The sequence below is a fragment of the Leuconostoc sp. genome (assembly GCF_965300815.1).
On record NZ_CBDKZH010000149.1, the window covers coordinates 1 to 2659 of the forward strand.

The window sequence follows — 2659 nt, forward strand, 5'->3', positions numbered from 1 at the left end:
AACCGACATTCCGGACAGCTTCTACCTGAAAGGTGTCGTCCGTCATTGCCATTTTGTTACCATAACGGTTATTAATATTATTAACTTCTAATAATGACATTTTTCCCCCTCAATACTACAATTAATTAGCGATCCCAAGTCATTTTAAATCTTGGCTTAAAGACAAATGCAAACGTGATACCTGCCAAAATGATTGGTATAATCATGGTGCTGATGACCACCTTCACATCAATAGCCCCAACATGGCTCATCAAGGTCGTCAATTCCGTTGCCGCAAACACGAAAATAACGATTGGCCAACGCAAATGACGGAGCCGAACAGCTTCTTCAGTTGTTTCACCACTAATTTTTTTCGCCAACAGATACCCAATACCAAACAATACCAAGCTAGCCAGTAACCTGATGGTCAAATCCAACAACATATTCTTCTGCCAATAAGTTTCAATGGTACTGAGTGGTTGCCCCATCACAGCCACCGTAAATAACAGCCCCACAACCTTCATCCAATTAGGCCCAATCACGGTATAGATAATGGCGGCAATACTAGCAAAAAAGAAATAACCCAGGGCAAAATTCAAACTTGTCGTCATCAAGCCTGTCATATTAACCGGTTGTATCACGAACAACATCCCAATCGTCACCAAAAAGCCGACGACAATTGGCAAAACAACTAATAAGAGTACCCGCGAGAGAAACAATTCACCACGGGAAACGCGTTGCGTATAGAGCCACACATCCAACCGGCGTGACTGGTCTAACAATAACGAGAGAAAAGCCACAATCAACCAACCACCAGTGAGCAAGATGCCGCTTTCAGCAATAGCTGACAATTGATGCTGCCAAAGGAATGAGCCGACTTGTAGTCCCATCAGCCCCAAACCCAAAATGAACGCTAACAGCATTTGATCCTTTTTAATGTGCGCATACAGTTGTAATGCTTGCTTCATTCTGCCACCTCCAATTCTTGCTGCCAAGCATAGGCTTCTTCTGCAAAGCTCGCTCGAAAAACATCTTCACTCCCAACAGGTAGTTCTTCCACAAATTTGAAATCTTGTCCTGCTAATCGAATCCCAATGTCTTCCGTGAAATCATTGAAAACAATCGTCACAATATGGCCCGTTTGCGCAATAATTGTCCCGCTCTCCCGTAAGAAACTTGGCAGTTCATCACCAGCAAAGGCTAATTGATATTTTCTAATATTTTTATTTTCTTCAATGGCAAACGTCCGATCAATCGTATGATCTTTGAGGAGCAAAACACGATCCACTAGGGTATCTAAATCGACTAAATTATGGGAGGCAATCAACACCGTTGTTTGGTGCGCCGTGACTTGATCGACAATAAGTTGTTTCACTTGATCGCGAATTAACACATCGAGTCCGTCTAATGGTTCATCCAATAAGACATAACGTGCCCGACTCGCAAAGCTTGCGATAATCACAAGTAACGCGCGCATACCTTTTGAATAAGTCCGGATACGCTTGTTATTATTTAGCCCAAAACGTTTAATTTCGGCATCATACCAAGTCTCATCAAAGTGACGATACGCCACTTTTAGAATCGCTTTCACTTTTTTGGGAGAATAGTAACTCAACCAATTTTCCGGCATATCCACGTAAAATAATTGATCATGTAAATCAATGGTTTTCACATAATCTAAGCCGTCTAAGCCAATCCGCCCAAAATCCGGCAATAATTCACCTGAAATCGTATCAAACAACGTGGTTTTCCCAGAACCATTTCGGCCAACTAACCCCACAATTTCGCCCTGATGTAACTCAAAGCTCACATTTTTTAAAACATCCTGTTTTTGAATTTTCTTCGAGATGTTTTCAACCACTAACGTCATGCTTCCTCCTCGTGTTCTTCCCGTTGTACGCCATAGCCCAAATCAATCCAGTGCTGCAGCTGCGACCGCGGAATCGCAGCCCGCTTCGCCTCAATGATAACTTCATCCAGTCGCTGTTGAATACTTGCCAGCAAGCGCTCATCCGTGGCCGTTGCTTCATGTCCCAAAACAAATGCCCCCTTACCAGCAACCGTTTCAATCACTTGCTGCTGTTCTAAGGCCTTATACGCTTTGGCCACTGTATTAGGATTGAGCCCTTCAATGAGGGCCATTTCTCTCACAGATGGTAACTTGTCACCTTGGCGCAACGCTCCAGATGCGACTTGTGATTTAATCCGCCACATGAGCTGTTCGTACAATGGCTGATGCCTCTGAATTTGTCCCATTCACGCCACCTCTTTTTATTTAATTTGCGATAACCGCACTTTTCGTCATGCCAAACCCAACCAACTGTACTACGTGTACTATTGTACATAGTACAGTTGAACGTGTCAACACGTGCTAAGCTTACTGCTGGCCACTTTTGCCTCATAAACAACGCAAAAAAAGCACCGCAACATGATTGTTGCAGTGCTTTTTTGACAAACGAAACCCCGTATCTGCTTACAATACGGGGGGGTTTTATATCTTTAAGAGTGAGAAGAGAAGAGATTTTTTAGGAGAGAGAATAAATTGAAAATCCACCAGTATTTACAGGGTTTCGTTCTTAATTAATAAGTTTGTTGTTGAATATCATTAACTTTATTATAAAGCCAGAAGATTAAATTTAGTTTAAAATAGCTGATTTAAATCCTTTAAAATGTCATAACC

Annotated in this window: 3 protein-coding genes; all 3 read right to left on the minus strand. The window is 42.2% G+C overall.

Annotated elements, in window-relative coordinates; all coding sequences use genetic code 11:
- Nucleotides 1-125 precede the first annotated feature (125 nt).
- The 3 genes from ACW12G_RS07450 to ACW12G_RS07460 are packed head-to-tail and all read right to left on the minus strand — an operon-like array spanning nt 126 to nt 2235.
- On the minus strand, nt 126-947 hold the full coding sequence (locus ACW12G_RS07450; RefSeq protein WP_455647659.1) for a hypothetical protein: 822 nt from the start codon (nt 945-947) through the stop codon (nt 126-128).
- Nucleotides 944-1849: an ATP-binding cassette domain-containing protein gene (locus ACW12G_RS07455; protein ID WP_455646690.1), complete on the minus strand. Its 906-nt coding sequence runs from the start codon at nt 1847-1849 to the stop codon at nt 944-946. Before ACW12G_RS07455 ends, ACW12G_RS07450 begins: the two co-directional genes overlap by 4 nt.
- On the minus strand, nt 1846-2235 hold the full coding sequence (locus tag ACW12G_RS07460) for a GntR family transcriptional regulator (protein ID WP_455647660.1): 390 nt from the start codon (nt 2233-2235) through the stop codon (nt 1846-1848). The genes ACW12G_RS07455 and ACW12G_RS07460 overlap by 4 nt, the downstream gene beginning before the upstream one ends.
- Nucleotides 2236-2659: the final 424 nt, after the last annotated feature.

Excerpts from the sequence above, each read along its gene's own strand:
- ACW12G_RS07455 (WP_455646690.1), bottom strand. The coding sequence starts at position 1,849 with ATGACGTTAGTGGTTGAAAACATCTCGAAGAAAATTCAAAAACAGGAT.
- ACW12G_RS07460 (WP_455647660.1), bottom strand. The coding sequence starts at position 2,235 with ATGGGACAAATTCAGAGGCATCAGCCATTGTACGAACAGCTCATGTGG.
- ACW12G_RS07450 (WP_455647659.1), bottom strand. The coding sequence starts at position 947 with ATGAAGCAAGCATTACAACTGTATGCGCACATTAAAAAGGATCAAATG.